General features: G+C 74.7%; 21 protein-coding genes and 1 pseudogene. 5 read left to right on the forward strand and 17 right to left on the reverse strand.

Annotated elements, in window-relative coordinates; translation table 11 throughout:
• Positions 1-5: 5 nt before the first annotated feature.
• The 4 genes from ET526_RS11220 to ET526_RS22395 form a co-directional block, all read right to left on the reverse strand.
• Entirely contained in the window at positions 6-734 is a 729-nt protein-coding gene (locus ET526_RS11220) for a hypothetical protein (RefSeq protein WP_135467790.1), read from the reverse strand.
• Between the two features lie 33 nt (positions 735-767).
• Complete coding sequence (locus ET526_RS11225; protein WP_135467791.1) at positions 768-2,012, reverse strand: glycosyltransferase family 4 protein; 1,245 nt, start codon at positions 2,010-2,012, stop codon at positions 768-770.
• A 4-nt stretch (positions 2,013-2,016) separates the two neighbouring features.
• On the reverse strand, positions 2,017-4,125 hold the full coding sequence (locus tag ET526_RS11230) for a glycosyltransferase (protein ID WP_135467792.1): 2,109 nt from the start codon (positions 4,123-4,125) through the stop codon (positions 2,017-2,019).
• A 129-nt stretch (positions 4,126-4,254) separates the two neighbouring features.
• Positions 4,255-5,031, reverse strand: a complete 777-nt coding sequence (locus ET526_RS22395) for a calcium-binding protein (RefSeq protein ID WP_158295560.1) — start codon at positions 5,029-5,031, stop codon at positions 4,255-4,257.
• A gap of 337 nt (positions 5,032-5,368) precedes the next feature.
• Between ET526_RS22395 and ET526_RS11240 the strand changes: the two genes are divergently transcribed.
• Complete coding sequence (locus ET526_RS11240) at positions 5,369-5,992, forward strand: calcium-binding protein (RefSeq protein ID WP_135467794.1); 624 nt, start codon at positions 5,369-5,371, stop codon at positions 5,990-5,992.
• A 4-nt stretch (positions 5,993-5,996) separates the two neighbouring features.
• Here ET526_RS11240 and ET526_RS11245 read toward each other — a convergent pair whose 3' ends face one another.
• Genes ET526_RS11245 through queA form a run of 6 tightly spaced genes read right to left on the reverse strand, consistent with a single transcriptional unit; the run spans position 5,997 to position 11,036 of the window.
• The gene (locus tag ET526_RS11245) at positions 5,997-6,563 is read right to left on the reverse strand and encodes a VUT family protein (RefSeq protein WP_135467795.1); all 567 of its coding nucleotides are present in this window, start codon (positions 6,561-6,563) and stop codon (positions 5,997-5,999) included.
• A 5-nt stretch (positions 6,564-6,568) separates the two neighbouring features.
• The gene (gene queC / locus ET526_RS11250; RefSeq protein ID WP_135467796.1) at positions 6,569-7,273 is read right to left on the reverse strand and encodes a 7-cyano-7-deazaguanine synthase QueC; all 705 of its coding nucleotides are present in this window, start codon (positions 7,271-7,273) and stop codon (positions 6,569-6,571) included.
• Complete coding sequence (gene queG / locus ET526_RS11255; RefSeq protein WP_135467797.1) at positions 7,270-8,319, reverse strand: tRNA epoxyqueuosine(34) reductase QueG; 1,050 nt, start codon at positions 8,317-8,319, stop codon at positions 7,270-7,272. Before queG ends, queC begins: the two co-directional genes overlap by 4 nt.
• Positions 8,306-8,779 (reverse strand): preQ(1) synthase, encoded by a 474-nt coding sequence (queF, locus tag ET526_RS11260; RefSeq protein WP_135467798.1) that lies wholly within the window; start codon positions 8,777-8,779, stop codon positions 8,306-8,308. The genes queG and queF overlap by 14 nt, the downstream gene beginning before the upstream one ends.
• Positions 8,776-9,945 (reverse strand): tRNA guanosine(34) transglycosylase Tgt, encoded by a 1,170-nt coding sequence (gene tgt / locus ET526_RS11265; RefSeq protein ID WP_135467799.1) that lies wholly within the window; start codon positions 9,943-9,945, stop codon positions 8,776-8,778. The genes queF and tgt overlap by 4 nt, the downstream gene beginning before the upstream one ends.
• Positions 9,942-11,036: a tRNA preQ1(34) S-adenosylmethionine ribosyltransferase-isomerase QueA gene (gene queA, locus ET526_RS11270; protein WP_135467849.1), complete on the reverse strand. Its 1,095-nt coding sequence runs from the start codon at positions 11,034-11,036 to the stop codon at positions 9,942-9,944. The genes tgt and queA overlap by 4 nt, the downstream gene beginning before the upstream one ends.
• A 116-nt stretch (positions 11,037-11,152) precedes the next feature.
• On the opposite strand from queA, the gene ET526_RS11275 reads away from it, so the two are divergent.
• On the forward strand, positions 11,153-12,142 hold the full coding sequence (locus ET526_RS11275; RefSeq protein WP_135467800.1) for a hypothetical protein: 990 nt from the start codon (positions 11,153-11,155) through the stop codon (positions 12,140-12,142).
• A 6-nt stretch (positions 12,143-12,148) separates the two neighbouring features.
• Here the strand turns inward: ET526_RS11275 and ET526_RS11280 are convergent, their stop codons facing one another.
• Together ET526_RS11280 and ET526_RS11285 are read right to left on the reverse strand one after the other, a co-directional pair.
• Positions 12,149-14,998, reverse strand: coding sequence for a class I SAM-dependent DNA methyltransferase (locus ET526_RS11280; protein ID WP_135467801.1), 2,850 nt, complete (start codon positions 14,996-14,998; stop codon positions 12,149-12,151).
• A gap of 147 nt (positions 14,999-15,145) precedes the next feature.
• Positions 15,146-16,345: a phospholipase D-like domain-containing protein gene (locus ET526_RS11285; protein ID WP_158295561.1), complete on the reverse strand. Its 1,200-nt coding sequence runs from the start codon at positions 16,343-16,345 to the stop codon at positions 15,146-15,148.
• 52 nt (positions 16,346-16,397) lie between these two features.
• Here ET526_RS11285 and ET526_RS11290 point away from each other — a divergent pair, with 52 nt between their 5' ends.
• A complete protein-coding gene (locus tag ET526_RS11290) occupies positions 16,398-17,288 on the forward strand; it encodes a DMT family transporter (protein WP_135467803.1) in 891 nt (296 codons plus the stop codon).
• Positions 17,289-17,297: 9 nt separating this feature from the next.
• Here the strand turns inward: ET526_RS11290 and panC are convergent, their stop codons facing one another.
• Positions 17,298-18,116: a pantoate--beta-alanine ligase gene (gene panC, locus ET526_RS11295; RefSeq protein ID WP_135467804.1), complete on the reverse strand. Its 819-nt coding sequence runs from the start codon at positions 18,114-18,116 to the stop codon at positions 17,298-17,300.
• 64 nt (positions 18,117-18,180) lie between these two features.
• Between panC and ET526_RS11300 the strand changes: the two genes are divergently transcribed.
• Both ET526_RS11300 and ET526_RS22610 read left to right on the forward strand, forming a co-directional pair.
• On the forward strand, positions 18,181-19,380 hold the full coding sequence (locus ET526_RS11300) for a class I SAM-dependent rRNA methyltransferase (protein WP_135467805.1): 1,200 nt from the start codon (positions 18,181-18,183) through the stop codon (positions 19,378-19,380).
• Positions 19,377-19,700, forward strand: a pseudogene (locus tag ET526_RS22610) (DUF3293 domain-containing protein); the annotation flags it as partial. The gene ET526_RS11300 and the pseudogene ET526_RS22610, both read left to right, overlap by 4 nt.
• A gap of 145 nt (positions 19,701-19,845) precedes the next feature.
• Here ET526_RS22610 and ET526_RS11310 read toward each other — a convergent pair.
• The 4 genes from ET526_RS11310 to ET526_RS11325 all read right to left on the reverse strand — a co-directional run bounded on the left by ET526_RS11310 (position 19,846) and on the right by ET526_RS11325 (position 24,068).
• Entirely contained in the window at positions 19,846-21,240 is a 1,395-nt protein-coding gene (locus tag ET526_RS11310; RefSeq protein WP_158295562.1) for an MmgE/PrpD family protein, read from the reverse strand.
• 31 nt (positions 21,241-21,271) lie between these two features.
• Positions 21,272-22,054, reverse strand: a complete 783-nt coding sequence (locus ET526_RS11315; RefSeq protein ID WP_135467808.1) for a methyltransferase domain-containing protein — start codon at positions 22,052-22,054, stop codon at positions 21,272-21,274.
• Positions 22,055-22,158: 104 nt separating this feature from the next.
• Positions 22,159-23,277, reverse strand: a complete 1,119-nt coding sequence (locus tag ET526_RS11320; protein ID WP_240048363.1) for a patatin-like phospholipase family protein — start codon at positions 23,275-23,277, stop codon at positions 22,159-22,161.
• Positions 23,274-24,068, reverse strand: a complete 795-nt coding sequence (locus ET526_RS11325; RefSeq protein ID WP_135467809.1) for a 3-hydroxybutyrate dehydrogenase — start codon at positions 24,066-24,068, stop codon at positions 23,274-23,276. The genes ET526_RS11320 and ET526_RS11325 overlap by 4 nt, the downstream gene beginning before the upstream one ends.
• Between the last annotated feature and the right edge of the window lie 26 nt (positions 24,069-24,094).

Below are 24,094 nucleotides of genomic sequence, written 5' to 3' on the forward strand. Positions count from 1 at the left end.
CCCGGTCAGGCCATCCAGTGGAAGGCGGCGGCGACGGCGAGGGCCGCGGCGGCGGCGGCGGCCAGCACCGCGATCAGCGCCGCCTCCCAGCCGTCGAGCCGGCCCTCGCCGCGGGCCTCGCGGGCGGAGGCGGCCTCGCCGAGCCTGCCGTCCAGCCGGGTGAGCCAGAGTTCGAGCGCCTGGACCTTGCGCGCGAGCTCCTCCTGCGCCGCGCCGATCGCCGCCACCGCGGCGGCCTCGGGCAGCGCCGCCGCGCGCTCGCGCAGCAGGGCGAGCCCGGCGCGGAGGTCGCGCTGCTCCTCGGCCAGCTCCTCCACCGCGCGGCGGAGCTGCGCCGCCGCCTGCGCGTCCTCGGCGCGGCGGATGCGCATGGCGATCGGCGCCTCCGCCCCGTCGGCGCCGAAGGCGACCACGCTGAGCTCGCCGCGGCGCTCGAGCCAGGCGGGATCGAGCGGGAACTCGAAGGCGTGCCGCCCGTCGCCGACGCCGTTGCCGGCGAGGTCGGGCCGCGCCAGGTCGGCGACGGCGCTCGCCACCGCCTCGCCGGCCAGGCGCAGCTCCACCCGCAGCCGGCGCGCGGGGTGCGCGGCATCCCAGGCCCAGCCGTAAAGCCGTTCGGCGGTGGCGTTGTCCACGAGTCCGCGCACCTCGGAGGGCGCGGCGCGGGCGGCGGGGGCCGCGCGCGGCGCGGGACGGGGCGCCCGCCCGACGGTGGGGACCGGCCTGAGCTTCATGCGTTCCATCTTCCCATCGGCGCTCCCGCCCGCTCAGGCGGCGAGCGCCGTCCTCGAATCGCGGTAGAGCCTCAGATGTCGTTCTGCGATCTCGGCGATGGCGGGCGGCGGGCGGATGCCCGCCACCAGCCGTTCCCAAAGCCCCTCGGTCTCGGCGGCGCGGCGCATCACGCGGGCGAGGCCCGCCGGGTCGCCCACCGGGGCGTACAGCCCGTCCACGCCGTCGCGCACCAGCTCGGCCATGCCGCCGACGCCGCCGCAGATCACCGGGCGGCGGTGGCGGAAGGCCTCGAGGATCACCAGCGGCGCGTTCTCCCACCAGACGGAGGGCACCACCACCCAGTCCACCTGCGCCATCAGCCCCGGCAGCCCGTCCGGCGCGTAGGGCCCCTGGCGGCGCGCCGCCGGCGCGGCGGCGAGCGCGGCCTCGAACTCCTGCATGAAGGCCTCGGACTGGTGGGCGCTGCCGCCGTTCAGCGCCACGCCGTGCTCCACCCCCTGCGCGCTCAGCAGGCGCGAGGCCTGCAGCAGCACCACGCTGCCCTTGAAGCGGTTGATGTGGCCGAAGAAGCCGAAGCGGTCGCGTCGCCCGTCCGGCGCCGGGCGGTGCGGGGCGGGCGCCGCCTCGGGGACACCGTTCGGCACCACGGCGAGGCGCTCCGCCGGCCAGCCCGCGGCCAGGTAGCGGTCGCGCGCGAAGGCGCTCGGCAGCAGGATGCGCTCCACCGCGCGGAAGGCGTCGCGCACCGCGAGGTCGCGCAGCACGAAGTCGGCGCCGTGCCGGGCGGGGAAGCAGCGCCGGCAGGCGTCGAGCGAGGGGCCGTGGCAGAGCCGCCCGTCGGTGGTGAGGAGCTGGCCCTCCTGCGGGCAGAGCGGGAAGAAGTCGTGCGCGGTGAACAGGATCCGCGCCCGCGGCGCGACGCGGCGGATCAGGTCCAGCGTCTCCAGCCCGAACAGCAGCGGGTGATGGATGTGCACCACCTCGGGCCTCGCCTGCGTAATCACCGGGGCGAGGGTGGCGAGGCCGTAGGTGTCCGGCTGGGAGAGGAAGAAGCGGTCGAAATGGCCGAGCCAGACCAGCATCTCGTCCGCCGCCCCGTCCAGCGCCTGCAGCAGCGTGCCGGGCCGGCGCTCGCGGTGCGCGCCGGTGACGGCGGCGAGGAACAGCCCCTCCGCCCCGTGCCGGTCGCGCAGCTCGCGGAACAGCAGGCGGGCCACCGTCTCGGTGCCGCCGGGCTGCAGGGCGGGGTGGTTGTGGCAGAGGAAGAGCAGGCGCACCGCCTCAGCCCTCCCTCGCGGCGTGGGGCGACCCCCGCGCCATCAGCCGCGCGATGGCCTCGGACCAGCGGCGGTGGTGCAGGCGGCGGTTGTAGGCGGCGGCGAGGGTGCGGGCGTAGCCCGCGTGGTCGCGGATGGACTGCCGTTCGAAGTGGTAGAGCTCCGCCCCGGGCACGTAGGCGATCTCCCCGCCCGCCTCGCGCAGCTTCAGGCAGAGGTCGGAATCCTCGTAGTCGCCGATCACGTAGTCGGTGCTGAAGCCGCCGACCGCCTCGAAGGCGGCGCGGCGGACGCAGAGCGCGGCGCCGGTGACGGCGGGCACCGGCCGCGCCCGCTGCGCCGGCGGGAAGTGGCGGGGGCAGCCCTTCCAGTAGTGGCTGTTGTGCCACTCGCCCTCGGGGCCGCGCTCGAAGAACAGCCCGGCGTGCTGCAGCGAGCCGTCCTCGAACAGCAGCTTCGGCCCGACCGCGGCGAGGCGCCGCCGCGCCAGGGCGCCGAGCAGGGGGCGGATCCAGCCGCGCGCCGCCGGCACCACGTCGGAGTTCAGCATCACCAGCACGCCGCCCTGCGCCGCGGCGGCGCCGGCGTTGCAGGCGGCGGCGTAGCCGTAATTGCCGCCCTGCACGAGCAGGGTGAGCGGCCGGGCATAGAGCCCGTGCAGGCCGCGCAGCAGGTGCTCCACCTCCCGCCGCTGCTCGGGCGAATCCAGCACGTAGATCAGCTCCGCCCCGCCGAGCGAGGGGTCGCGCGCGAAGCTCGCGTATTGCGGCCGCAGGAAGCGCAGGTTGCGGTAGAGCGGCACCACGATGGAGGCGGCGGGCGCCCGCGGCGGCGTGCCGATGCGCACCACCTCGGGCTCCGGCCGGCCGGCGAGCGCGGCGCGGTGCAGCCGCTCCACCGCCGGGGCGATGCAGCGCTCCATCAGCGCCGGCGTCACCTCCGCCGGGGCGATGGCGGAGAGCACCGCGTCGCGCGCCCCCTGCGGGTGCATGATGGCGGGCGGCGCGACCAGGGTGAGGGAATCGCCCGTGGTCAGGGCGACGCGCAGCGACCACTGCGCCACCGGGCGGCGCGCCGCTTCGGGCAGGTGCAGGGCGAAGCCCGGCTTCGGGCCCGCTCCGCCATGCGGCGCGCCGGCGAACTGCTCGGCGAGGTCGGGCCGGCCGAACCGCTCCAGCGCCGCCATGGGCAGCGGCTGCTCGCCATGCGGGCCGCGCAGCGCGAGCGCCGCGACGAGGCCGAGCGGGTCGCGGATCCAGCCGCGGAGGAAGACGCCGCCCCCGTGGTCGCACACCGCCATCTCCAGCGAGGCGCCAAGCGGCCGGTCCGGCTGGGCCAGGTGGTGCGGGCGCCCGGTGGGAAGGAGGAGCTGCAGGTCGCGCAGCCGCCGCCTGGCCTCGGGGTCCGCCGCGGCGCGGCGCGAGAGCTCGGCGAGGCCGCTGCGGTACCAGGCGCGGCTCCGCGCGTCCTTGCGCCGGCCGAGCTCGGCGAGGGAGGGCAGGGGGCCGCCGGCGGGGGCGAGGTGGATCGGCCCGCCGCCATCCGGGGCGAGGAGGTAGCCGCCCTCAAACTGGCGGTCGCGCAGCGCCACCACCCCGCCGGAGACCGTCACGCGGCGCAGCCGGCGGCGGCTGAGGGCGTAGCAGGCGCCCTCGGCCGTCACGCCCCTGGGCAGCGCCCACATCACCATGTCGTGCCCGCAGAGCGCCACGGGCAGGGCGCAGCGGTCCGGGGCCATCACCGCCTCGGCCACGCGGTGGCAGGCCTCGGCGAGGCCGTCATCCTCGCTGTGGCGCAGAATGCCCGTGGCCTTCGCGGCGATGAAGCGGAGCAGCTCCTGCACCGCGGATGGCGGCAGGCCCCCGGCCAGGGCGTCGAGCGGGGCGGGGGCACCGAGGCGCAGGCGCAGCGAGCGGCCGTCGCCGCTGCCGAGTTCGAGCGCGGCGCCGGGGCGGACGCAGGGCTGGGCGCGGCAGAGCAGCAGCAGGGCGGGGCCGCGCGCGGTGGCGAGGCGGTGCCAGGAAAGCGGCGGGCGGACCGGCTCGGAGTCGGGGCGGAGGAAGACCCCGGCAGGGTCGAGGCCGGATGCTTCGCCTGCGAAACAGATCAGCACGATGCCCGGCGACAGCGCGATCAGCTCCGCCGCGGCGGCCGCGTCGGCACCGGAGGATGCCGCCGCGCTGTGCAGGATCGTGTCCAGGCTCCGCTCCTTCCCGCCCCGGCGGGGCGGGCGCCATCACGTCTAGAACTGGATCTTCACCCAGGTGGCGATCGCAGCCTTGAAGGCCTCGGCGTCCATGTTCTCGATACGGATCGAGTCGGAGCCTATCTGGATCAGGGTGTAGGCCTTGCCGTTCTCGACGCCGCCGCTCACCAGGCCCTGGGTCACCAGGTCGCTGGCGCTGGCGATGCCCGAGCCGTTGATGTCGGCCTTCAGCCAGATCTGGTCGCCGGCCGCGAGGTCCGCGATCACGTCGTTGCCGAAATTGCTGTCGAAGAAGAAGACGTCGTTGCCCGAGCCGCCCCAGAGGGTGTCGTTGCCGGCGCCACCGACCAGGAAGTCGTTGCCGCTGCCGCCGTAGAGGACGTCGTCGCCGTCCCCGCCCCAGAGGGTGTCGTTGCCGCTGCCTCCGAACAGCACGTCCTGGCCGTCGCCGCCGAAGAGCTGGTCGTCGCCGTTGCCGCCGATCAGGGTGTCGTTGCCGCCGCCGCCGGCGATGCTGTCGTTGCCGTTGTCGCCGCTGATCAGGTCGTTGCCGCCGCCGCCGACCAGCGTGTCGTCGCCGTTGCCGCCGCTGATCGTGTTGTTGCCGCCGGCGGTGCTGATCAGGTCGTTGCCGTTGCCGCCGCCGAGTACGTCATCGCCGGTGCCGGAGAAGATCGAGTCGTCGCCGTTGCCGCCGAGCACCGTCTCGTTGCCGGTGGTGTTGGAGCTGATCCACTGGTCGCTGCCATTGCCGAGGTCGATGAAGATGTCCCCGCTCGACCAGAAGTAGGCGTAGGATCCGTTCGGATCCACGCCGGTGATGGGAATCGTGTCGGAGCCGCCACCAATGAGGGATGCGTAGTCGGACATGGGCCTTGCCTCACGGTTGAGGGAGGCACCCGACAGATGCCTCGGTTTGACCTCTTGCTAACCAATGGTTGTATTCAGGTCAATCTCAACCCGTTGGGGTTTAACAACTCATTACGAGTTCGGGCCGCACCCTGGTCGGTTGCGGCCGTGCCGCGACTCCGGAGGCGCAACATTTCAAGACAGTGTGGCGACTTCACCATAAGTTGTAAAGCAAATATGAAAATCGCCCAGAGGTAGGCCGCCCCCGCAGGGCCGCCGGAGATCGCCCGGAGAAGCTGGCATGCTCATCATCGGTACGTCCGCCGACGACATGCTGTGGGACACGCCAGAGGATGACGAGATCACCGGCGGCGGCGGCAACGACACGCTGGTGAGCGCGGCGGGGCAGGACACGCTGGACGGCGGGGCGGGGCGCAACACCGCGAGCTTCGCCGGGCGCGAGGCGGGGGTGACGGTGCTGCTCGAGGCCGGGCTCGAGCTTGGCAGCGGCACGCGGCTGCTCAACATCCACAGCCTGATCGGTTCCTCCTTCGACGACGTGCTGATCGGCGATGCCGGCGCCAACTGGCTGTTCGGCGGCGACGGCGACGACTACATCGAGGGCGGCGGCGGCAACGACACCCTGGTCGGCGGCGCGGGCGAGAACGTGCTGACCGGCGGGACGGGCGCCGACCTGTTCGTCTTCCACGCCGGACAGGCGCAGGGCGACATCGTCACCGACTTCAACGCGCTGGAAGGCGACCGACTGCTGTTCCTCGGCTATGGCAGCCTCGCGGGCGGCGCGCGGTTCGAGCACATCGGCGGCTTCGCCTGGGAAATCCGCTCCTGGGACGGCCTGATCGTGGACGTGATCACCCTCGCCAACGGCGCCATGCCGGGCCTTGCGGACTGGACCTTCGGCTGAGGAGTCAGGCCGGGGCAAGGCCGAGACGGGCGTCGCGGCGGCGCAGCCAATGCACCAGCGGCAGGGCCAGCAGCACCATCCAGGCCTTGCCGATCACTTGGCCCGCCAGGTAGTCGAGACTGCCGAAGGCCACCCACAGAAACACGATGCTGTCCACCACCAGCCCCACCACGCTGCTGGCGGCGACGGCGCGCACCAGACCGCGGCGCTGCAGCGGGGTGTAGACGGCGAAATCCGCCGTCTCGCTCAGCAGGAAGGCGAGCGCCGAGGCCACGACCAGGGCGGGCGGCGCGTAGAGCGCCGAGATCGCCGTCCCCGCCAGGATCGCCAGCAGCCCCCAGGCGACGCCGAGGCGCCGCTGCACCAGGTCGCGCAGCACCAGGGCGAGGCCGATCATCAGCACGCCCGAGGGCGCCATCACCCCCGGCGCCACCGGGATCAGGCAGGGGCCGTCCGGCACGCAGACCGTGCCGGCATTGCCGATCAGCCAATTGGCCGCCGGGATGCAGAGGCCGAAGCCGAGAAGGAACAGCGCGCCCTCCCACCGGCGCCGCGCCGCCAGACGATCCATCCCACTCACTCCGAAGCGCCGCCCTGCCAGGCCTCCCAGCCCCGGCGCCGCAGCGCGCAGGCGGGGCAGGTGCCGCAGCCATGGCCCCAGGGATGGCGCCGGCCGCGCTCGCCGAGATAGCAGCTGTGCGTGTCCTCGGCGATGGCCTCGACCAGCGCCGCGCCGCCGAGCCGCTCGGCCAGTGCCCAGGTGGCGGCCTTGTCGCGCCACATCAGCGGCGTGTGCAGCACGAAGCGGCTCGCCATGCCGAGGTTGAGCGCCACCTGCATCGCCTTGAGCGTGTCGTCGCGGCAGTCCGGATAGCCGGAATAGTCGGTCTCGCACATGCCGCCGACCAGGTGGCGCAGGCCGCGGCGGTGGGCGAGGGCGGCGGCGAAGGCGAGGAAGATCAGGTTGCGCCCGGGGACGAAGGTGTTGGGCAGCCCATCCGCGCGGAGCGCGATCTCCGCTTCCCGCGTCAGGGCGGTGTCGGAAATGGCGCCGAGCGCGTCGAGGCGCAGCAGGTGGTCCTCGCCGAGCCGCGCCGCCCAGGCCGGGAAGGCGGCGGCGAGTCGGGCGCGGAAGGCGTCGCGGCACGCCAGCTCCACGCGGTGGCGCTGGCCGTAGTCGAAGCCCACCGTCTCGACGCGCCCGAACCGTGCCAGCGCCCAGGCGAGGCAGGTGGCGGAATCCTGCCCGCCGGAGAACAGCACCAGCGCGCCCTCGCTCATGCCGGAAGCCGCGCCGCCGCCCAGCGCGCCGCCTCCGCCACCACCGGGTCGGGGTCCTCCGCCAGCGCCTGCGCGGCGGGGCGCAGCGAGGCATCGGCGGAGTTGCCGATCGCCACCAGCACGTTGCGCACGAAGCGGCCGCGGCCGATGCGTTTGACCGGGCTGCCGCTGAACAGGGCGCGGAAGCCGGCATCGTCCAGCGCGGCGAGCGCCGCCAGGCGCGGCGCGGTCAGCGCGGCGCGCGGGGCGAAGGCGGGCTCGGCATGGGCACGGGCGAATTTGTTCCAGGGGCAGACCGCGAGGCAGTCGTCGCAGCCATAGATGCGGTTGCCCATGGCGGGGCGGAGCGCCTCCGGGATCGGCCCCCTGTGCTCGATGGTGAGGTAGCTGATGCAGCGCCGCGCATCGAGGCGGTAGGGCGCGGGGAAGGCATCCGTCGGGCAGATGTCCAGGCAGCGCCGGCAGGAGCCGCAATGGTCCGCCTCGGGCGGGTCCGGCTCCAGCGGCAGGGTGCAGAAGATCTCGCCCAGGAACAGCCAGGAGCCGTGCGTGCGCGAGACCAGGTTGGTGTGCTTGCCCTGCCAGCCGAGCCCGGCGCGCTGCGCCAGCGGCTTCTCCATCACCGGCGCCGTGTCCACGAACACCTTGAGGTCGGTGCCCTGCCAGCGCGCCACCATCCAGCGCGCCAGCGCCTTCAGGCGCGACTTCACCACGTCGTGGTAGTCGCGGCCCTTCGCATAGACGCTGATCGTGCCGCGGTCGCGCCGCGCCAGTGCCGCCAGCGGGTCCTCTTCCGGCGCGTAGCTGAGGCCGAGCGAGATCACGCTCACCGCCTCCGGCCAGAGCGCGCGCGGATGGGCGCGCTGGTCGGCCCGCGCCGCCATCCAGCCCATCTCGCCATGCATCCCCGCGTCGAGGAAGGCGTCGAGCCGCGCCCGCGCCTCCTCCGGCAGGTGCGCCTCGGCGAAGCCGACGGCGTCGAAGCCGAGGCGCAGCGCCTCGGCGCGGATGGCTTCCTTCGCGGTCGCGACGCTACCCCCGTCCACGGTAGGGCTGCACCTCCTGCGGCGGGATCCACACCCCGGCGGGCGGCTCCCCGCTCTGGTAGAAGACGTCGATCGGCATGCCGCCGCGCGGATACCAGTAGCCGCCGATGCGCAGCCAGACCGGCGCGATCTCCCCGATCAGCCGCCGCGCGATCGCCACGGTGCAGGCCTCGTGGAAGGCGCCGTGGTTGCGGAAGGCGGAGAGGTAGAGCTTCAGCGACTTGCTCTCCACCAGCCACTCCCCCGGCACGTAGTCGAGAACGAGATGGGCGAAATCCGGCTGCCCGGTCAGCGGGCAGAGCGAGGTGAACTCGGGGGCGGTGAAGCGCACGCAGTAGCGGTGGCCGGGATGCGGGTTCGGCACCCGCTCCAGCACCGCCTCCTCGGGGCTGCGCGGCAGGCGGGCGGGGCGGCCGAGCAGGGTCAGGCCGGAGGTGTCGGTTTCGGGGCTGCCGCTCATGCCAGTGCCTCGCGATCCTCGGCGCGCTCCGCCGCGGCGGCGGCGTCCGACGGCGTGTCCCCCGCCGCCCAGCCGGCCTCGAGCGCCGCCGCCTGCGCCTCCAGCCGTCCCTGGCATATGGCCTCGCGCAGGCCGCGCATCAGGGTCTGGTAGTAGTGGAGATTGTGCCAGGTCAGCAGCATCGGCCCCAGCATCTCCTCCGCCTTGAACAGGTGATGGAGATAGGCCCGCGAATGCCGCGCGCAGGCGGGGCAGGCGCAGTCCGGGTCGAGCGGGCGGGGGTCCTCGGCGTGGCGGGCGTTGCGCAGGTTCAGCACGCCGCGGCTGGTATAGGCGCGGCCGGTGCGGCCGGAGCGCGTCGGGATCACGCAGTCGAACATGTCCACGCCCCGCCTGACCGCGCCGAGCAGGTCCTGCGGCGTGCCCACCCCCATCAGGTAGCGCGGCGCCCCCTCGGGCAGCAGCGGCGCCGTCGCGTCCAGCACCGCGAACATCGCTGCCTGCCCCTCGCCCACGGCGAGGCCGCCGATGGCGTAGCCCTCGAAGCCGATCGCGGTCAGCGCCGCCACGCTCTCCGCCCGGAGCGCGGGATGGACCCCGCCCTGGACGATGCCGAACAGCCCGTGCCCCTCGCGCGGCAGGAACGCCTCCCGGCAGCGCGCCGCCCAGCGCATGGACAGGCGCATGGAGGCGGCGGCCTCCGCCTCCGTCGCCGGGTATGGCGTGCACTCGTCGAGGCACATGGTGACGTCGGCGCCGAGCAGGCGCTGGATCTCCACGCTGCGCTCGGGCGTCAGGCGGTGGCGCGAGCCGTCCACATGGCTGCGGAAGGTGACGCCGCCCTCGTCCATCTCCCGCAGCTCGGAGAGGCTCATCACCTGGTAGCCGCCGGAATCGGTCAGGATCGGCCCGTGCCAGTCCATGAAGCGGTGCAGGCCGCCGAGCCGCGCCACCCGCTCCGCCCCCGGGCGCAGCATCAGGTGGTAGGTGTTGCCGAGCACCATGCGCGCCCCGGTGGCGCGCACCGCATCCGCCGTCATCGCCTTCACCGTGCCGGCGGTGCCGACGGGCATGAACACCGGCGTCTCCACCGCGCCATGGGCGGTGTGCAGCACCCCGGCGCGGGCGGCGCCGTCCCGCGCCAGAAGCGTCCAGCGCAGCGTCACGGCGCGGCCTCCGGCCCGTGGGCGAGCAGGGTCGCGTCGCCGTAGCTGTAGAAGCGGTAGCCCGCCGCCACCGCATGGGCGTAGGCGGCCTTCACCCGCGCGGTGCCGGCGAAGGCGCAGGCCAGCATGAACAGCGTACTCCTCGGCAGGTGGAAATTGGTCATCAGCAGGTCGGCGGCGCGGAAGCGGTGGCCGGGCAGCAGGTAGAGGTCGGTCAGGCCGCGGAAGGGGCGCACCGGCCGCGCCGGGTCCTCCACGCCCTGCGCCGCCGTCTCCAGCAGGCGCAGCGCGGTGGTGCCGACGGCGAGGATGCGCCCGCCCGCCGGCCGCGCGGCGTTGATCAGGGCCGCCGCCTCCTCCGTCACCTCGCCCCATTCGGCGTGCAGGCGGTGCGCGCGCGGGTCCTCGGTGCGCAACGGCAGGAAGGTGCCGGCGCCGACATGCAGGGTGACGGTGGCGCGCCGCACCCCGCGCGCCTCCAGCGCCGCCAGCAGGGCCGGGGTGAAGTGCAGGCTGGCGGTGGGGGCGGCGACGGCGCCGGGGCGGCGGGCGAAGACGGTCTGGTAGTCCTCCCGGTCCTCCGGGCGCGGGCCTTCGGGGCGGGCGATGTAGGGGGGCAGCGGCACCTCCCCCGCCCGCTCCAGCGCCGCGGCCAGCGCCGCCTGGTCGGGGCCGAAATCGAGCGTGACCGTGCCGTCCCCGGCATTCTCCACCACGCGCGCGGCGAGCCCCTCCGCCCCCTCGATCGCCACCGCGTCGCCGGGGCGGAGGCGGCGGGCGTTGCGCACCAGCGCCTGCCACAGCCCGCCCCCCTCGGCGCGGTTCAGCAGGATCTCCACCCGCGCCGCGCCGCGCCGGCCGCGCAGCCGCGCCGGGATCACCCGCGTGTCGTTCACCACCATCACGTCGCCGGGGCCGAGCAGGGCGGGCAGGTCGCGCACGCCCCGGTCCTGCGGCGGCCCGTCCGGGCCGAGCACCAGCATCCGCGCGGCGTCGCGCGGCCGGGCCGGGGCCTGGGCGATCAGCGCCTCGGGCAGGGCGAAGTCGAAATCCTCCGTCCGCAGGGCGGGCGGGTCCGCCGGGGCGGGCATGTCGGGCATGGCGGTCGGTAGCCCCTCCCTCCCCCCGATGCAACGGGGGCGAGGTGGAAGAACCCCGCCGCCTGCGCTAGCGCCCGGCCCGGCCACCCGAAGGAGGGACCCCGCCGATGCGCCTGCCCGGCCTGCTGCTCGCCGCCCTGCTCGCCCTCGCCCTGCCGCGGGCCGCCCCGGCCCAGCCCTTCGAGTTCGTGGCCTTCGGCGACATGCCCTATTGCAGCCCCCGCGCCCCCGAGGCCTGCCCGGGCGAGGTGGCGCGCGTCACGGCGCTGATCGCGGAGATCAACGCCGCCCGCCCGGCCTTCTCCATCTTCCTCGGCGACACCAAGGGCGGCGGCGAGCCCTGCACGGAGGCGATCGTCTTCGGCCGCACCCTCGCCTGGATGGGCCAGGTGGAAGGGGCGCTGATCTACACCCCCGGCGACAACGAATGGACCGATTGCTGGCAGGCGCGCGCCGGCGGGCACGACCCCCTCGCCCTGCTCGCCGGCATCCGCGAGCGCTTCTTCCCCGGCCCCCAGAGCCTCGGCCAAGCGCCCATCCCGCTCATCCGGCAGGCGGATGTCATGCCGGAGCATCGCCTCTACGTCGAGAATGCCCGCTGGGAGCGGAACGGCGTGCTGTTCCTGACCGTCCACGTGCCCGGCTCGAACAACAACCTGCCGCTGGAGGGCGGCCCCGCCCGCCCCGAGGCGGCGGCGGAATACGCGGCGCGCAACCGCGCCAACCTGGCCTGGATCGCGGAGGGCTTCGCCCTGGCGGCGCGGGAGGGGCACCGCGCCGTGGTGGTGGCGATGCAGGCCGACCTCTACTACCGCGACCGCTGCGGCCGGGGCTGGGTGGAGGGCTACCTGGACACCCGCCGCGCCCTGGCCGAGGGCGCGCGGCGCCTCGGCCGGCCGGTGCTGCTGCTGCAGGGAGACAGCCATTCCTGGTGGCATGACCGGCCGGAGCCCGACCTGCCCAACCTCACGCGCATCGTCGTGCCGGGCGACGGCGACACCCGCGCCGTGCTGGTGACGGCCGATCCCGATGCGGCCGAGCCCTTCCGCTTCCGCCTGATCGGCCCTGCCGACCGGCCGGCGCCGCCGCCCTGCTGAGCCCGCTCACGTCCCGGCGCGGGCGAGGTTGAGCGCCAGCAGCCGCGCCAGCGCCTCCTCCCCGGGGATGTCGGCGGGCCAGCCATAGGCGGCGGCCACCGCCGCATCCAGCGCCGCATGGGCATCGGCCAGCCAGCGGGGGCGGGCGTTGTAGAGGGCGGTGAGGGTGCGCTTGGCGAGTTCCTTCGCCGCCGCCGCGTCCCTCGGCAGCAGGCGGTCGGGGAAGCCGGGCACCACCTCGGGCTCGCGGCGGATCAGGTCGGGCGGGTTGAGCCACTGGGCGCGCAACTCGTCGAGGCGCCGGGCGGCGGCGGCGATGGCCCGGGCGCGGGGGTCCTCGGCATAGGCGGCGGCGGGGCGGTCGGGGGTGAGGCCGTCCGGGAAGGGGAAGGTCTCGAAGCAGGCATCCAGGGAGTACTGCGGATCGTTGCCCACGCCGTGCCACTGGCAGGTACGCAGCGTCCAAGCCTCGTGGAAACGGCTGTGCAGGATGCCAAAAATGGTGTCGTCGTCGCTCGCAAATACAAAGATGCGGCTGTCCGGCAATGTGGGGTTTGAGAGCCATACAAAGATCCGGTGCTTCGCAACGCGAGGTGTAGCGATGAAGCGTGGGAGTTTCCGAACCGCTGCTGCCATACCAGGACGCGGTTCGACATGCCGCCACCAGAAGCGGCGATAGGCTTCGCGGTTGTTCTTCGCGCGCTCGGGCTTCACCGCGGCCTCGACATGCGCGAACGGCGCCTCGAACAGCGCCGCCTCGGCCTCGCCCATGGTCCAGCCGAAATCCACGATCCACATGTCGCGCGGCCGGCGCGTCACGTCGAGGCCGTTCACCCAGGGGCGGAGCACATCCGCGTTCGGCCGGCCGTTCGGGTTCAGCGGCAGGCGCAGCCACGCCCGCGCCGTCTCGCCGGGGATGTCGAAGGCGCCGCCCTTGGTGTCGCCCATGAAGGCGACGTTCGCGTTCTCCCGCAGCCGCCGCGCCCGCGTCAGGTCGAGGCCGCCACCGGTCAGGTCGGTGCCGATCGCCTGCACGGCGCGGCCGTCGAGGCGGCGCGGCGCGCCCGGCGCCGCGCCGAAGCAGAGGAGGGAGACGCGCACGGCGGCGCCCTCATTCACCCAGTCCTCGTCGGACCACGCCTCGAAGATCGCCTGGCCCGGCGTCTCCGCGATGCGGTCGAGCACGCGGCGGTTGGCGCCGCCGCGGATGGAGTTGGTGGCGACGAGGCCGGCGCGCCGCGCCCTGCCGGCGGCGATCGCGGCCCGCGCCTTCTCGAACCAGTAGCAGACGAGGTCGGCCTCGCGCGGCACGCGGCCGTCATAGGCGGCGAAGAGCCGGTCCACCGCCGCATCGCCGAGGGAGCGGCGCAGCATCTTGCCGCCCAGGAAGGGCGGGTTGCCGAGGATGCACTCCGCCTCCGGCCACGCCGCCTCGGCGCCGTCCGGGTCCAGCAGCGCGTCGCGGCAGGCGATGGTGGCGAGCGGGCGCAGCACCGGGTCGGAGGGCGGCGGATAGCCGTGCCGGCGCGCCCACTGGATGTGCCCGATCCAGGCCGAGACGCGGGCCAGCTCCGCCGCGTAGGGGTTCACCTCGATCCCGAGCACCGCCTCGGGGCCGATCTGCGGGAATTCCCGCTGCAGGCCGAGCGCCTCGGCCTCGATCATCGCCCGGTGCTCCAGGTCCTTCAGCGCCAGCAGCGACACATAGAGGAAATTGCCCGAGCCGCAGGCGGGGTCCAGCACCCGCACGCCGCGCAGCCGGTCGAGGAAGGCGCGGAAGCGCGCGGCGGCCTCCCGCCCCGCCCTGGCGCGGGCGGCGGGGCCGCGCGCCGCGCCGGCCTTCTCCATCAGCGCCGCGATCTCGGCCCTCGCCTGTTCCCACTCCTCCGCCAGCGGGCGCAGCACCACCGGCTCGACCAGGCGCATGATCTTGTCGCGATCGGTGTAGTGGGCGCCGAGCTGGCCGCGCTTCTCGGGGTCGAGCCCGCGCTCGAACAGCGTGCCCATGATGGAGGGGTCGATCTCCGCCCAGTCCAGCGCCGCGGCGCGCGCGACCGCCGCGATGTCCTCCGCGTCCAGGGGCAGCGCCGCGTCGTCGTCGAACAGGCCGCCGTTGAACCAGGGGATGGGGGTGAAGTCCACCTCCCCGCCCCGCTCCGCCATGGCGCGGAACAGGCGCCGCGCATAGTCCGTGAAGCGCGCCGGGGCCTTGCGGGCGGCGGCCAGCATCCGCTCGAACAGCCCCGGCGGCAGCAGCCCCACATCGTCCGCGAACAGGCAGAACACCAGGCGGTTGACGAAATGCGCCACCGCCTGGGGGTCGTGCCCCCGCCGGCGCAGCCGCGCCGCCAGCTCCGCGAACTCCCCGGCCGCCTGGGCGGTCAGGGCCTCGCGCGTCTTGCCGGGCCGCAGACGCTCGGGGTCGGAGAAGACGTGCTTGAGGAGCTGCCGCTTCGCCGGGTCGGCCAGCTCGGGCAGCAGGATGTCGTGGCGCTCGGAGACCGCGTTGGTCCAGTTGGTGCGGATCACGATGCGCGCGATGTCGGAGACCACGAGCAGCGGCGGGTTGCCGAGCGCGCCGGCATAGAGCAGGAGCTGGCGGTGGGCGGCGTCCAGGTCCTTGCGCTTGCCCTTGTATTCCCAGGCGAAGCGCTCCCTGCGCCACACATCGGCCCAGCCGTCCTCGCCGGTCGCCTTGGTGGCGCCCTTCTCGAAGGCGTAGGTCGCGCCGGTCGGGTCGGTGTTGGGGGTCGGCTCGTCCAGTAGGTGGCACAGGTCGATGAAGTGCTCCTGACAAGCGGCGCGCTCGCTGCGCGTGTTCGCCTGCCACTTGGCGATGAACTGCTCCGGCGTCATGCGGCTCCCGGACCTGCGATGCCTTCCTTCGGCGGATGCGGGGAAGGTTAGGGCATGGGGCGGCCAGGATGCGATCCCGGACCGGTCCCGCGGGGCCGGGCGGGGGCCGCGCCGCGATCCGCCGCTCCCGCCCTCGCGGATCGGGCGCTAGACCATCGGGTGCAGCAGCCGCGCCGCCGCCTCCTGCACGCGCCGCCACAGGCCGCGCCGGCGCCAGCGGGACAGCACGATCGGCTCGGAGCGCGCCACGTCCTCCTCCCAGTCCGCCAGCAGCACGGCGGCGAGCGCGGGGTCGAGGCAGACCAGGCACACCTCCTCGTCCTGCCAGGCGGAGCGTCGGTTGAAATTGGCGCTGCCGATGATGGCGACCGCCTCGTCCAGCACCATCAGCTTCGCGTGGTACATGGTGGGCTGGAAGACGTGGATGGTGATCCCGGCCTCGAGCAGCGGCGCGATCGCCTCCGCCCCCGCGAGCTGGCTGATCCGCGCGTCCATCTGCGGCCAGGGCAGCAGGATCTCCACCGCCACGCCGCGCCGCGCCGCCTCGATCAGCCGCCCCGTGGTGGCGGCGTCCGGGGTGAAGTAGGCGGTGCCGATGCGCAGGGAGCGCCGCGCCGCGGCGATCGCCACGTCGGTCATCGCCGCCACGTCGGACCAGCCGTAGCTCGCCGAGGAGCGCACCACCTGCACCGGGGCCTCGCCGGCGCGCTCGATCCGGTCCTCGCCGCAGGCGAGCGCCTCGGCGAGGCACGCCGCGCCCTCCTCCTCCGCCACCGCCTCGGCCCAGTTGCCGTAGAAGGCGCCGCGCAGGCCGCGCACCGCCGGGCCGCGCACGCGGAAATGCGATTCGCGCCACTCCCGCTCGTTGCGCGCGTCCCCGCACCACTCCTCGGCGATGCCGACGCCGCCGGTGAAGCCGACGCGCCCGTCCACCACCAGCACCTTGCGGTGGGTGCGGCGCAGGTTGCGGTGCAGGCGCAGCCGCCGCAGCGGGCGGAACCAGCGGAGCTGCACGCCGCCCGCCTCCATGTGCCGCACCAGGTCGCGCGACATGGTGGCCGCGCCCCAGGCGTCGAGCAGCACCCGCACTGTCACCCCCTCGCGCGCCTTCGCCGCCAGCGCCTCGGCGAAGCGCCAGGCGATGTCGCCGTGCCAGTAGACGTAGGTGAGCAGCTCGACGCAGCCCTCGGCCGCGGCGATCGCCTCCAGCATGGCGGGGAAGATCTGGTCGCCGTTGCGCAGCCGCTCGATCCGGTTGCCCGTGGTGAAGGGGGTGCCGACCGCCTCCTCGAACAGGCGCACGAGACGGGGGTCGCCGAGCCGGGCATCGGCGGCGGAGAGATGCATGGCGGGAGGCTCCGTTTCCGCTTGCCACCGTTCAGATGGTAGGTCTTGCCCCATGCCGAACGGTACCGCCGATCAACGACCCGAGACGACCGGGCTGCTCCTGCTGGTCCTGGCCGTGGCGGGCTGGGGCTCCAACTGGCCGCCGATGAAGCTGCTGATCGAGGAGCTGCCGGTGCTGACCGCGCGCGGCTGGCCGGGCGTGCTGGGCGCCGTGGCGCTGGCGCTGGCGCTGCGCGCCGCCGGGGCCGACCTTCGCGTGCCGCGCGGCCTGTGGCCGCGGCTGTTCCTGGTCTCGGCGCTCAACATCACCGCCTGGATGGGGCTCGCGGGCTTCGCGCTGCTGTGGCTGAACGCCAGCGAGGCCTGCCTCGTCTGCTACACCATGCCGATCTGGGCGGCGCTGCTCGCCTGGCCGCTGCTGGGGGAGCGGCCGACGCGGCGGCGGCTGCTGGCGCTCGGCCTCGGCCTGGCGGGGCTCGTGGTGGTGATCGCCGGGCGGGGGCTCGATCTCGGCCTCGCCAAGCTGCCGGGGGTGGGGCTCGCGCTCGGCAGCGCGGTGCTCTTCGCCCTCGGCACGGTGCTGACCAAGCGGCGGCCGCTGCCGATGCCGCCGCCGGCGGGCGTCGCCTGGCAGCTCCTGATCGGCATGGCGCCGCTCGGCCTGGCGGCGCTGGCGTTCGACCGGCCGGACATCGCCGGCCTCTCCGCCACCGGCTGGGCGGCGCTGCTCTACGGCGCGCTGGTGCCGCTCTGCCTCTGCTACCTCGCTTGGTTCGCCGCGCTCCGGCGCCTGCCGGCGACGCTCGCCACCACGGGGACGCTGATCGCGCCGGTGGTCGGGGTGCTCGGCTCGGCGCTGCTGCTCGGCGAGCCCTTCGGGGGGCGGGAGGCGGCGGCGCTCGGCCTCACCCTCGGCGGCGTGGCGCTGGCGGCCAGGGGGTGAGGCGGCGCCTCAGGGCGCGGCGATGTTGTCGAGCAGGCGTACGCTGCCGAGGCGGGCGGCGGCGATCAGCCGCCCGGGCAGGGTGGCGGCGGGGCGGAGCGTCTCCGGCGCGACCAGCGCCAGATAGTCCACGGCGAAGCCCTGCGCCGCGAGATCGGTCCGCGCCGCCGCCAGCGCCGCCTCGACCAGCGCCCCGGCGGCGAGTTCCCCGGCCACCCGGCGCAGCACCGCGTGCAGCGCCGGGGCCCGGGCGCGCTCCTCGGCCGAGAGGAACCGGTTGCGCGAGGAGAGGGCGAGGCCGTCCGCCTCGCGCACCGTCGGGCAGCCGACGATCCGGACAGGCAGGTCGAGATCGGTCACCATGCGGCGGATCACCTGGAGCTGCTGCCAGTCCTTCTCCCCGAACACCGCCACCGCCGCGCCGGTCTGCAGGAACAGCTTGGCGCAGACCGTGGCGACGCCGCGGAAATGCCCGGGCCGCGCCTCGCCCTCCCAGCCCTCGGCCGGGCCGCCGACCTCGATCGTGGTGGCGCGGCCGGGGGGGTACATGACCTCGACCGAGGGCATCCAGACCAGGTCGCAGCCCGCCCGTTCCAGCTTGGCGAGGTCGCCCGCCTCGTCGCGGGGGTAGCGGGCGAAATCCTCCTGCGGGCCGAATTGCAGCGGGTTGACGAAGATGGAGGCGGCGACGGCCTCCCCCTCCCGCCGCGCCGCGGCGAGCAGGGAAAGGTGACCCTCGTGCAGCGCCCCCATGGTGGGCACCAGGGCGAGGCGGCCGAGCCGCGCCACCTCGGCGCGCAGGGTCGGGAGGTCACGGGCGATGCGCATGGCGGCGAGACAATCCCCTCCCGCGCATTGCACGGCAAGCCCGCGCGCGCCATCTGGCGCCGCCATGCCCGACCCCGCGCCTTCGGACCGCCCCCTGATCCGCCTGCTGCCCGGCCGCGACCGGCGGGTGAAGGCCGGCCACCCCTGGGCCTTCTCCAACGAGATCGCCATGACCCCGGCGGCGCGGGCGCTGCCGCCCGGGACGCTGGTGCGCCTCGAGGGCGATGACGGGGCGCGGCACGGCACCTGGCAGTTCAACCCGCACAGCCTGATCGCCGCCCGCCGCCTCGACCGCGACCCGGACGCGGCGGTCGACGCCGCCTGGGCGCGCGCCCGGCTCGCGGAGGCGCTGGCGCTGCGCGAGAGGCTGTTCGGCGCGCCCTATTACCGCCTGGTCCATGCCGAGGCGGACGGGCTGCCCGGCCTCGTCCTCGACCGCTACGGCGACGCCATCGCCCTGCAGGCCAACACGGCGGGCATGGAGCGGCTGACCCCCGCGCTGCTCGCGGCGCTGCGGGGGCTGCTCTCCCCCCGCCTCGTCGTGGCGCGCAACGACGCCGCGGTGCGCCGGCTGGAGGGGCTGGCGGAGGAGGTGCGCCCGCTGCTCGGCGAGGGCGGCGAGGCGCGGGTGGAGGAGGGCGGCCTCGCCTTCGCCGTGGACCTGCTCGGCGGGCAGAAGACCGGCTGGTTCTACGACCAGCGCGAGAACCGCGACCGCGTGGCGCGGCTCGCCACCGGCGCGGCGGTGCTCGATGCCTTCTGCCACACCGGCGGCTTCGGCCTGCGCTGCGCCGCCGCCGGGGCGGCGCGCGTCACGCTGCTCGACCGCAGCGCGCCGGCGCTCGACCTCGCGCTCCGCACGGCGGCGGCGAACGGGATCGCGGGGCGCGTCGAGGCGCGCCGCGCCGAGGCGATGGAGGAGATGGAGCGCCTGGCCGGCACGGGCGCGCGCTTCGACATCGTCGTCGCCGACCCGCCCGCCTTCGCCAAGAGCCGCAAGGACCAGGGGGCGGCGCTGCGCGGCTATGCGAAGCTCGCGCGGCTCGCCGCGGCGCTGGTGGCGCCGGGGGGCTTCCTCTTCCTCGCCTCCTGCAGCCACCATGTCGCGCCGGGGGAGTTCGCCGAGGCGGCGGCGTGGGGCATCGGCCGCGCCCGGCGGGAGGGGCGCATCCTGTTCCAGGGCGGCGCCGGGCCGGACCACCCGGTGCATCCGCTGCTGCCCGAAAGCGCCTACCTCAAGGCGATGCTGTTCCACCTGGCATGAACCGCGCCCTGCTCGCCGCCTATCGCCGCACCGGCTACGAGGCGGCAGGTGCGGTGGCGCGGATCGGCCGGCGCGACGCCGCGGTGGACGCGCTGCTGCGCCGCCTCGGCGCGCGCCAGGGCGGCTTCGTCACCGCCTGGAACCCGTGGAGCCGCCGGATGCCCGAGGGCTGGAACGCGCGGATGCTGGCGCGGCTGCGCGCGGCGGCGCGGCGCCTGCCGATGGCCGAGGGCGAGGGGCGCGGGCGCGGCTGGCGCGAGCGGCACCTGCTGATCGGCGCCGATCCGCGCCGCCTCGCCGTGCTCGGGCGGCGCTTCCGGCAGAACGCGATCGTGGTGGTGCGCGCGGGCGCGCCGGCGCGGCTCCTCCTGCTGCGCGGGCGGCCGGCGCGAGGCGAGAGCGTTCTCCGCCCGCCCTGGCTCACGGCAGAGGCTTCGCCCCCGATGTGCGGGCATCGTCACCCCTTCAGGCGGGTCCACCTGAAGGGGATCGGCCCTGGGCACCGGGCGCGAGCAGCCCCATCACCTCCGCCACCGACCCGGCCTCGGGCAGGCGGAGGATCGCCCCGCGCAGCCGCTCGGCCTCCTCCTCCCGCAGCAGCGCCGCACAATTGGCCCGGAACTTCGCGGCCAGCTCCTCCTCGGTCAGCGGCGCGCCGGGATCGCCCTTCGGCAGCAGCACCGTCTCGGTGAAGGACTCGCCGCCATCGAGGACGATGGTGACCCGCGCCGGGAAATTGTCGGGGTAGAGCCTGTCCAGCGCCTCGTCCCCGACCACCTCGGTCCGCGCCAGCACCTGTCGCACCAGCGGGTCGTTGATGCGCGCCGGGGCGAATTGCGCCTGGCCCAGCGCGCCGTCCACCGCCGCGACGGCGATGCAGTAGGGCACCGAGACGCGCGCCGCCATGGCCGAGCCGACCTCCTTGCTCGAGAAGTGCGTCGCCACCGTGCGGTAGGTCTCGTTGGTGATGCGGGCGATGCGCCGCGGGTCGATGCGATGGCGGCGGACCAGGGCGAGCGTCGCCTGGACGGGGGAGTGGCTGGCGAGGATGGAGGGGAAGAATTTGAAGCCGTTCTGCAGGATCTCCCACTCCGTGCCGAGGCCCGCGGCCAGCGCCTGCGGCTTCGGCTCCAGCGAGAAGGCGGCGAGGTAGCCCTTCGGGTGCTCCAGTATGTCCGGCGGGCTGGTGGCGCCGAGCCGCGCGAGCTGTGCCGACAGCACGCCGTTCAGCGCCGCCTTCCCCGGATGGATGCTCTTCGTCATGTCGCCGGATTCGAAGAAGGCGTTGAGGCCGGCCGCCTGCGTCCCGGCTAGGCCGAGCGTCCGCCGCACGCCCTCCGCATCGAGGCCGAGCGCCTTCGCCGCCGCCGCCGCCGCGCCGAAGGTGCCGTTGGTCGCGGTCGAGTGCCAGAAGCGGTAATGCGTCGGCATCACCGCCATGCCGACCCGCACCGCCACCTCGTAGCCGGCGACCAGGGCGAGGATCGCCTGCCGGCCGCTCAGCCGCTCCGTCTCCGCGAGCGCGAGCACGGTCGGCACCACGACCGAGCCGACATGCAGCAGCGCGCGCTTGTGCGTGTCGTCGTTGTCGGCGGCGTTGACGAGGATGCCGTTGGCCAGCGCCGCGAAGGCGGGCTGCGCCGCGACGCCGGCGGCGCCGATCACCCGCGCGCCGGGGGAGGCCGGGTGGAGCGCGGCGATCCCCCGCGCCACCCGCGCCTTCTCCGGATCCTCGGCCCAGGCGGCGACGGCGCAGCCGACGGCGTCGAGCACCACGCGGCAGGCCTGCGCCACGACCGCATCCGGCAGGTCCTCGCAGCGCAGCCCGGCGACGAACTCGGCCAGTGCCTTCGTGGTCATGCGCGTCTCCTCCCCCTTTGCGGCGCGCCCTTCAGGCGCGCGGCTGCGCCAGGATGAACTGCCGGCGGAAGGGCAGCAGCACCGCGCCGTCGGCGCGCGGCGGATAGGCCTCGCGCATCGCCGCGGCATAGGCGGCGAGGAAGCCCTCGCGCAGCCCCGGCTCGCCCTCCAGCGCGTCGAGATAGGGGCGCAGGCTGCTGCCCATCGCCCACTGCGCCACAGGATCCGGCCCGCGCAGCACGTGCAGGTATTCGGTGACCCAGAGGTCGAGCGCGGCGCAGCGTGGCGCCAGCAGGTCGTAGTAGCCGCCCGGGTCGAGGATCGGCGGCGCGCTGCGGATGCCGGCCAGGCGCGCCGCCCACGGTCCTTCCTGGGCCAGCCGGTCCTGCACGGCGCGCACGGGGGCGGCGTGCATCGCCGGCATCTGCACCGCGAGCCACCCGCCGGGCGCGAGGCAGCCGAGCAGGCGGGGGAACAGCGCCGCGTGGTCGGGCAGCCAGTGCAGCGCGGCGTTGCTGAACAGCACGTCCACCGGCTCGGCCGGCGCCCAGTCCGCGATGTCCGCGCGCTCGGTGGCGAAGCCGGTGGCGGCGGCCCTGGCCAGCATCTCGGCCGAGCCGTCCACGCCCCGCACCGTGGCGCCGGGGAAGCGCGCCGCGAGGGCCGGCAGCGCGTTGCCCGCCCCGCAGCCGAGGTCCACCACCCGGCGCGGGCCGGGATGCGGGATGCGGGCGATCAGGTCGAGCGCGGGGCGCAGGCGCTCCTCGCCGAAGCGGAGATACTGGTTCGGATCCCAGCCGGGATTGCCGCTCATGGGGCTCTGCTCCTTGCCGCGGGGTGTGCGCGGCGCAGTATGGCTCTCCCCTGCCGCGCCGCGAAGGCGGCCGCCGGCGCCCCGCTCCGGCCGGGCGCGACCCCCTACAGGAACCGGCGGATGTCGAGCGTGCTCTCGCGGCCGAGCGCCTCCAGGCTGCCGGCGAGGAAGCGTTCCGCCGCCTCGCGCCCGAAGCGGCGCAGCCGCTGCAGGAACTCCCAATCCCCGTTCAGCTTGGTGGAGAGCTTGAACTCCCGCATCCGCTCCTCGTCCTCGATCAGGTGCAGGAAGATGCGGCGGTAGCGCGGCTGTTCCAGCCGCCCGGCGTCGAGCAGGCGCTGCACGAAGTCTATGGCGCGGATCTCCGCCATCAGCGAGGCGTTGAAGCTGATCTCGTTCAGCCGGTTCATGATGTCCGACGGCGTGGTGGGCAGCTCCGGCCGCAGCAGGGCGTTGATCTGCACCAGCACGATGTCCGGCGCGCCGCGCTCGTGATAGAGCGGCCACAGCGCCGGGTTGCCGAGATAGCCGCCGTCCCAGTAGTGCTCGCCCTCGATCTCCACCGCGCGGAAGATGTTGGGCAGGCAGGCGGAGGCGAGCAGCACCTCGACGCTCATCTCCCGGCGGGAGAAGACGCGGGGCTTGCCGGTGCGCACGTTGGTGGCCGAGACGAACAGCCGCAGCGCCTTCGGGTCCTGGCGCAGCCGCTCGATGTCGAGGTTGTCCTGCAGCACCTGCCGCAGCGGGTTGAACTCCACCGGGAAGGGGTTGAACTGGTAGGGGGAGAGCACGCGGGTCAGCGTGTCGAAGGCCTGATAGGCGAAGGAGTAGGTGAGGTCGTAGCCCCAGATCGCCTTCTCGATCGGCGTGTTGCGCAGCGGGCTGAAGGCGAGGCGGTGGCCGACATCGGTCCACAGCCGCTCCAGCGCCGCGATCGCACCCCGCCGCCCGCCCGCGGCCAGGCCCTGCACCAGGATGGTGCCGTTGATCGCCCCGGCCGAGGTGCCGGAGACGGCGTCCACCTCCAGCCGCTCATCCTCCAGGAGGCGCTCCAGCACCCCCCAGGTGAAGGCCCCGTGCGTGCCGCCGCCCTGCAGCGCCAGGTTCACGCGCCGGACGGTGGCGGGGCGCGCCACGGCGGGGCGGGAGAGCGGTGCGGCCTGCCCCGCCGTCTCCCGGGCGGCGGCGGGGGAGGGCGCCTCGGGAGGGGAGAGGTCGGTCACGCGGCGAGCCAGCCCCCGTCGATGGACAGCGCCGCGCCGTTCACCGCGCCGCTGTCCGGCCCGCAGAGATAGAGCGCCATCCGCGCCACCTCCTCCACCTCGACCCAGCGCTTGGAGGGCTGCTTCTCCAGCAGGTAGTCGGTCAGCGCCGCCTCCTCGGAGACGCCGTGCTTCTCGGCGAGCGGCTTCACCTGCGCCTCGGCGAGGGGCGTGCGGACGAAGCCGGGGCAGATGGCGTTGCAGGTGATCGGGGTGCGCGCCACCTCGAGCGCCACGGCCTTGGTCAGCCCGACCACGCCGTGTTTCGCCGCCACGTAGGCGGTCTTGTAGGGGGAGGCGACGAGGCCGTGCGCCGAGGCGATGTTGACGATGCGCCCCCAGTTCCGCGCCTTCATCCCCGGCAGCGCCGCCTTGATGGCGTGGAAGTTGGAGGAGAGGTTCACCGCGAGGATCGCATCCCACTTCGCCTCGGGGAACTCCTCCACGGGGCTGACATGCTGGATGCCGGCGTTGTTGACGAGGATGTCCACCCTGCCGAGCGTCGCCTCCGCCTCGGCGACCATGCGCCGCACCGCCGCCGGGTCGGCGATGTCGGCATCCGAATAGGGGGCCTCGCCGCCGCCCTGGGCCGCGCCGACCTCGGCGCGGGCGCGGGCGATGTCCTGCGGCCGGCCGAAGCCGTTCAGCATCACCCGCGCCCCCGCCTGCGCGTAGAGCAGGGCGATGCCGAGGCCGATGCCGCTCGTGCTGCCGGTGACGAGCGCGCAGCGCCCCTCAAGTACGCGTTCCATGCGCCGTGTTCCTCCGCCCCCGGGCC

Source organism: Crenalkalicoccus roseus (genome assembly GCF_004761865.1).
In the GTDB taxonomy this organism is placed as follows: Bacteria; Pseudomonadota; Alphaproteobacteria; order Acetobacterales; family Acetobacteraceae; genus Crenalkalicoccus; species Crenalkalicoccus roseus.